At 55.3% G+C, this 6566-nt stretch carries 5 protein-coding genes; 3 read left to right on the top strand and 2 right to left on the bottom strand.

Annotation, left to right across the window (positions count from 1 at the left end; all coding sequences use genetic code 11):
* The first annotated feature begins 340 nt into the window (after positions 1 to 340).
* Entirely contained in the window at positions 341 to 3016 is a 2676-nt protein-coding gene (locus B3729_RS24615) for a beta-glucosidase (protein WP_286789253.1), read from the top strand.
* 60 nt (positions 3017 to 3076) lie between these two features.
* Here B3729_RS24615 and B3729_RS24610 read toward each other — a convergent pair whose 3' ends face one another.
* Positions 3077 to 3973 (bottom strand): acyltransferase, encoded by an 897-nt coding sequence (locus B3729_RS24610; RefSeq protein WP_286789252.1) that lies wholly within the window; start codon positions 3971 to 3973, stop codon positions 3077 to 3079.
* 126 nt (positions 3974 to 4099) lie between these two features.
* On the opposite strand from B3729_RS24610, the gene B3729_RS24605 reads away from it, so the two are divergent.
* Positions 4100 to 5272, top strand: a complete 1173-nt coding sequence (locus B3729_RS24605) for an HD-GYP domain-containing protein (protein ID WP_286789251.1) — start codon at positions 4100 to 4102, stop codon at positions 5270 to 5272.
* A 49-nt stretch (positions 5273 to 5321) separates the two neighbouring features.
* Positions 5322 to 5834 (top strand): ATP-dependent zinc protease, encoded by a 513-nt coding sequence (locus tag B3729_RS24600; RefSeq protein ID WP_010796066.1) that lies wholly within the window; start codon positions 5322 to 5324, stop codon positions 5832 to 5834.
* Between the two features lie 39 nt (positions 5835 to 5873).
* On the opposite strand, the gene B3729_RS24595 is transcribed toward B3729_RS24600, so the two are convergent.
* Positions 5874 to 6497, bottom strand: coding sequence for a glutathione S-transferase (locus B3729_RS24595; protein ID WP_019365482.1), 624 nt, complete (start codon positions 6495 to 6497; stop codon positions 5874 to 5876).
* Between the last annotated feature and the right edge of the window lie 69 nt (positions 6498 to 6566).

Raw genomic sequence — 6566 nt, 5'->3', positions numbered from 1 at the left:
GCTACTTCAGACCTTCCTTAATGGTAAAAGTTCAAGTTAAATTAGAGAAATGGTTTGCTACTTGCTAAACCGTTTCATTTGACAATTTTTCGTCTTTTTTGCCTTAATCTTTTCGGGTTTTTCGCGCGTTTACGCGATTTTCTGTTGCCATCATTTTGCTACCTTTTGTTCTCGTTTGCTCCCATAACAAAAAAATCTCAACTTGTACAAATAACTTTAATTGATTGTATTGAGGTTATTTGTCGCAGGACGCGGGACGCTGTTAAGTCAGTAAAACTTGATATTCGGCAATATCGAAGTGACTCGTTTTTATTAACTTAAAAGCAGGACTTAATTAATAATGGGAAATATGAAGCTACAGGGAGCTGTGCTTACGGCTTTGGCTCTGGCAGTTGGTCAAGCATATGCGGTAACCCAGGCAAACCCTGCCCAGGTTGAAAAGAAGGTCGAGAGCACGCTGGGACAGATGTCTCTTTCCGAGAAGCTTTCACTGATTGGCGGAACGGGCCCCTGGGATGTCAAGGGGCTGGATAAATTTGGTCTGCCCCAGATTCATGGTGCAGACGGTGGTGTGGGTATCCGCTACACCAGTCAGGACAACAACCAGGGTATCGTTTACCCGGCGGGTCCCAACCTTGCGGCTACCTGGAACGTCGACCGAGCCAAGTCCTTTGGTGAAGCACTGGGCTACGACACACGTGCCGGTGGCTATCAGTTCGTAACAGGTCCGGGTGCCAACCTGTACCGCTCGCCCTATAGCGGCCGTGCATTCGAATACCTTTCTGGCGAAGATCCCTATCTGGGCGCTGTGATGGCGCCTGCGGTCATCAACGGTATCCAGTCCCAGGGCGTCTGGGCCAATGCCAAGCACTTTGTAGCGAACGATCAGGAAACCAACCGCTTTACACTGGACGAGCGGATCGGCGAGCGTACCCTGCGCGAAATGTACCTGCCCGCCTTCGAGTCGGCTGCCAAGAACGGCAACGTTGCGATGATGATGTGCGCGTTCCAGTTGATCAATGGCGTTTACAGCTGTGAGCACCAGCATCTGATCACCGGCGTGCTCAAGAAGGAATGGGGCTGGAAAGGTCTCATGCAGAGCGACTACAACGCTGTCGTTCATGGCTATCTGGCAGCTGATGCCGGTACCGATCTGGACATGATGGGCTATCAGATGAATAGCACCATCCTGACGCCCTATATCCAGGCAGGAAAGCTCTCGACCGAGACCATCAATGACAAGGTTCGCCGGATCCTGCGTCAGATATATGCGTACCGCTTCGACCAGGCCATTCCTGCCGCGTCCAAGGACATGGACAGTGCCAGCAGCCAGCAGGCAGCCCTGGAAGGTGCTCGTGAAGGTATCGTTCTGCTGAAGAACAAGGATCACTTGTTGCCGCTGTCCAGTGACAAGGTCAAGTCCATTGCGGTCATTGGCAACTTGGCCAAGTACGCGCCGCCTACCGGTTTCGGTAGTGCCAATGTCGATGCACGCAATTTCGTCAGTGAGTTGAGTGGCCTGAAGCAAGTGGCTGGTAACGCCAAGGTCGACTTCATCGACTCGCTGTCCTTGGACCCAAATGCGGCCGAATGGACGACCACCGATGCCTCCGGCAATACCGAAAAAGGTTTGAAGGCTGAGTTCTTCAATAATGCCAACTGGTCCGGTACTCCTTCTGACACCCGTATCGATCAGCATGTGAACCTGGACTGGGCCAATGGCAACAAGACCACAACAGTGGACTATGTTTCCAATACCACCAACGGCGCAAACTATCCCGTTACCGGCGACGATCAGAATACGTCTGTTCGCTGGAGCGGATCGGTAACGCCGACCATTTCCGGCGAGCAAGTCTTCAAGGTTCGTGCGGATGGCGCTGTGCGTCTGTATGTGAATGGTCAAAAGATCATCGACAATGGCGATGGCAACCCACTGCCCAACAACAGCATTCCGCCGACCATTCCGGTATACGGCAAGGTCAATCTGGAAGCGGGCAAGTCCTACGACATCAAGCTCGAGTACTCCCGCCGCAAGGGTTATATCTCAACCATGGGTGGCATGGTGGGCGTGCAGATGAGCTGGGCCTCGCTGGCTGCTCCGCAGGACCTCTCCAAGTACGATGCGGTTGTCATGGCTGTGGGTAACAGCAATGAGTATGAAGGCGAAGGTTTCGACCACGGCTTTGATCTGCCTGAGTACCAGAGCCAGTTGATCCAGAACGTTGCCAAGGTCAACCCGAAAACTGTGGTTGTTATGCATGGCGGCACCGGTCTGAACATGATTGACTGGGTAGACCAGGTCGATGGCGCACTACATGCCTTCTATCCGGGCCAGTACGGTGGCCAGGCATTGGCGGAAATCCTGTACGGGGTAGTCAACCCGTCCGCAAAAATGCCGTTCAGCATTGAGAAGAAGCTGCAGGATAACCCCGTCTATGCAGGTTTCCCCGAGTTCGACAACACCGGCAAGATTACCCGTATGGCCTACAGCGAAGGTCTGTACGTAGGCTACCGTGGTTACGAGATGAGCGGTATCAAGCCGCTGTATCCGTTCGGTTATGGCTTGTCCTACACCAGCTTCAAGTATTCCAACATCAAGGTAACGCCCAAGGTGGTAGTGGGTAACGCGCCTATCAAGGTGTCCTTCGATGTAACCAACACAGGGCAGCGTGCGGGTGCTGAAGTCGCTCAGCTCTATATTGGTCAGAACAAGCCGCAGGTGGCACGTCCGGTCAAAGAGCTCAAGGGCTTTGGTAAGGTGTTCCTGAATCCAGGTGAGACCAAGCGTGTCACGTTGCAGCTCAACGACCGTTCGTTGGCCTACTTCAATGAAGCCACCAACAACTGGGTTGTGGATGCTGATACGTTCAAGATCTCGGTGGGTGCAGCATCCAACGATATCCGCTTGACGTCCAGCCTGACCAACCCGTATCGCCAGGAATTGTCCAATTCGACCAGCAACCCGCTGTCGAAGGCCGACATCAAGGCGGTAACGGTCAAGGCCGCCAAGCAGTAAACCTGTCCGGGCGCGGATTTCGATCCGTGCCTGTGTACGGTTCCTCCCGATGCGCCAGGATTATTCCTGGCGCATTTCTTTTTGCAGCGCTTCGATCCGCCGATCTTTCTCGGCCCATAATGCGCCGACCCATTGCTGGACCTGCTCACGAAAAACGGGATCATTCTGATAGTCCCCCTCACACAGTGAAGGCTCCAGGGGAAGAGTGCGGATATCTACAATGACGCGCTTGACCTGGCCACTGAGCAAAGCCCAGAAGCCGGGCGGTTTCCCTTCGGGATAGAGAATCGTGACATCTAGAATGGCATCGAGCTGCTTGCCCAGTGAAGCCAGTACAAAGGCGATTCCACCTGCCTTGGGTTTGAGTAGATGATGGTAGGGTGATTGCTGCTGGGCATGTTTGGCTGGCGTGAACCGCGTGCCCTCCAGGTAATTCACGACCGTAACGGGCTGATCGCGAAATTTCTCGCAGGCCCTACGCGTGATTTCCAGGTCGATCCCTTTGAGTTCCGGGCGCTTTTCCAGCGTGGCCTTCGAATAGCGCTTCATGAACGGGTAGTCGAGTGCCCAGAATGCCAGTCCAAGGAAAGGGACCCAGATGAGCTCCTTCTTCAGGAAGAATTTGAAGTAGGGCGATCGACGATTGAAGGTTTGCACGAGGGCTGGAATATCGACCCAGGATTGATGGTTGGAGATGATCAGGTAAGAGCGATCCTTACGCAGGTTCTCGGCACCGCGTATGTCCCAGACCGTAGGAGTGCAGAGTGCGAAGATGACCTTGTCGATTTCTGCCCAGGTCTCGGCGATGGTCATGACCCCGCGCGAGCAGGCGTCGCGCCACGGCTTGTAGGGGCAGAGCAGCTTGAGCAGCGCAACCAGCATCAAGGGGCCAATCAAAATGAGGGTATTGATCAAGAGCAAAATGCCGCTAGTCAGTCCGACGATCAGATGACGCATGAAGTCTCCCTGAGTACTATTCTTTTCGTTAGCGCCATAAACATTCTGAGCCTCTACCGGGCCGCTTAGGCAGCAATGGCGTCTATGGATTATCTAGGACACTGATAACGGCTGTAATTGTTCATTATGCTTAAGCGTATTCCCGTTTCGCAGGCCCGTCTGGGCATGTATGTGAGCGAATTTTGCGCACCATGGGTAGATCATCCCTTCTGGAAGGGGCATTTCGTCATTCGTTCACCGAATGAGCTGCAGCGCATTCTGGACAGTGACATCGACGGGTTGTGGATCGATGTTAGCAAGGGGACTGATGTCGACTCAGCCCAGTTAAGTAACATCGCTGAGGCGCCTGTGTCTGGAGTTGCCGCTCGAGTTGAAATGGCTGAAGAGATAGAGCGGGCCAGAGTGCTCTGCGACAGCGCCAAGACAGCCGTCAAAGGCATGCTGGAAGATGCACGCATGGGGCAGGTCGTCGAGATGGGCGATGCTGCCAGTCTGGTCGAGGAAATCTCCAATTCGGTGCTGCGCCATCCCAATGCTTTGATCAGCCTGGCGCGACTCAAGACCTCGGATGAATATACCTATCTGCATTCGGTGGCCGTGTCGGCGCTGATGATTGCCGTTACTCGAACGCTTAGCCTGGGTGAGACGGCCGCACGGCAGGCAGGTCTGGCCGGTTTGCTCCATGATATCGGCAAGATGACGATGCCGCTGGAGGTGCTCAACAAGCCGGGCAAGCTGACGGATGAAGAGTTCATCATCATGCAGGGTCATCCGAGGGCCGGGGAGCGCATTCTCACAGCGTGGCAAGCTGATGAGACAGCCATCGATGTCTGCCTGCATCATCATGAGAAATACGATGGCAGTGGTTATCCGGATAAGCTGTCCGGTGAGCAGATCAGCCTGATGTCCCGCATCGCCACAGTATGTGATGTGTATGACGCGGTAACGTCGGATCGCCCTTACAAAAGAGGCTGGGACCCGGCCGAGTCCGTCAAACGGATGGCTGAATGGAAAGGGCACTTCGATCCGCATGTCTTTCAGGCATTTGTCAAAGCGGTCGGCATTTACCCGGTCGGCTCGCTGGTAAAGCTGGAAAGCGAGCGCCTCGCGGTGGTGGTGGAGCAGAACCCCAAGTCACTGCTGACACCGACCGTAAAGGTGTTTTATGACGCAAGGCACAAGAAGCCGATCGGGCATGGAGTGATCGATTTGCCACGCCTGAAAGGCTACGACCGCATCATTGGACGTGAGTCGCCCGAGGCTTGGGGATTCGATAATCTCAGTACGTTGTGGACATAGCGGCCCTGGCGCGGGAGACTTCTGTCCGTGATCCTGCCGGAGTGATTGAGTGAAACGTTTTTTATCCCTGCTGGGCCTTTTGAGCCTGCCTGTGCTAGCGACGGCCGAGCCGACGCTCTACGGCCGCTACGAGACATTCCGTCTACCTGAGCTGGGTGTATCCTTGCCGGCCAAGATGGATACCGGGGCCTGGACCGCCTCGCTGTCGGCCAAAGACATCAAGACGTTCGAGCGTGACGGAGACCAGTGGGTCAGCTTCCGTCTGGCGACGGAGAAGGCGGATGACACGGTATTCGAGCACCGTCTGGCGCGAATCAGCAAGATCAAAAGCCGCTCGGATGAGGGCGATGAAGACGGTGAGGATGATACGCCGTCCAGTGCACAACGCCCGGTCATCGAGATGGAAGTCTGTGTAGGCGATGTGTCCCGTACCATCGAGGTCAATCTGACGGACCGCAGTCACTTCCGCTATCCGCTGCTGATTGGAGCCAAGGCCTTGCGCAAGCTGGATGCCGCGGTTGATCCCAGGGAAAAATACGTGTCCGGATCGCCTCGCTGCTAAGGCTGGGAGGCGCCAGCCAAGACTGGCGCCTGGAAACGATTAGCGTGCCTCGGGGCGGGTTGCCTGCATCGAGGGACGCTGATCCGCCTCGGTGTACCAGGCCGCCAGCTTGGGATACTCACCGCGCCAGTGCCAGTTGGATACACGCAGGTCCAGATAGCCCAGCAGGCAGGCCAGTCCAATGCAGGCCATATCGAAGTGGCCTTCAAGCTCGGGCAATGCCGTCTGCTCAAAATAATCCAGCGAACGGGCAATCTTCTCATGCTGGTTATCCAGCCAGAGCTTCCACTGCATGCCCGGTGGTCGCATGAACGTCTCGTAGCGGATCTGTACGGCCGATTCGGTCATGGCATCGGCCAGGGAGGCCAGTGTCATTCGCCGCCAGCGCTCGGGACCCTGCCGAGGAATCATGGGGGTGTGCTGATGCAGCGTATCCAGGTAATCCAGAATGACGCGGCTGTCATGCAGGGTAGTGCCATCTTCCAGGCGCAGCGCCGGAATCTTGCCTGACGGGTTGGCATCGATGACATCACGATTGGGATTGAGGGGCGTCTGCTGGACGATCTCCAGCTCAACCTGCTCGATCAGGTCGGTCTCGTGCAGCATCACGACGACCTTGCGGCCGAACGGGGATGCGGGGGTGTGATAGAGGATCATCGACATCACGCACTCTCTTCATCAAAGCTTAACAAAAGCTGAACTGTGATCGTCCGCGATGCATGGGTTGTTATG

Origin of the sequence: Pseudomonas sp. UBA3149 (genome assembly GCF_002364655.1) — a bacterium.
Classification (GTDB): Bacteria; Pseudomonadota; Gammaproteobacteria; order Pseudomonadales; family Pseudomonadaceae; genus Chryseomonas; species Chryseomonas luteola.
This window is presented reverse-complemented; position numbering and strand designations above follow the sequence as displayed.

Coding starts and splice junctions, on each gene's coding strand:
- B3729_RS24610 (WP_286789252.1), bottom strand. CDS start 3,973: ATGCGTCATCTGATCGTCGGACTGACTAGCGGCATTTTGCTCTTGATC.
- B3729_RS24615 (WP_286789253.1), top strand. CDS start 341: ATGGGAAATATGAAGCTACAGGGAGCTGTGCTTACGGCTTTGGCTCTG.
- B3729_RS24595 (WP_019365482.1), bottom strand. CDS start 6,497: ATGTCGATGATCCTCTATCACACCCCCGCATCCCCGTTCGGCCGCAAG.
- B3729_RS24605 (WP_286789251.1), top strand. CDS start 4,100: ATGCTTAAGCGTATTCCCGTTTCGCAGGCCCGTCTGGGCATGTATGTG.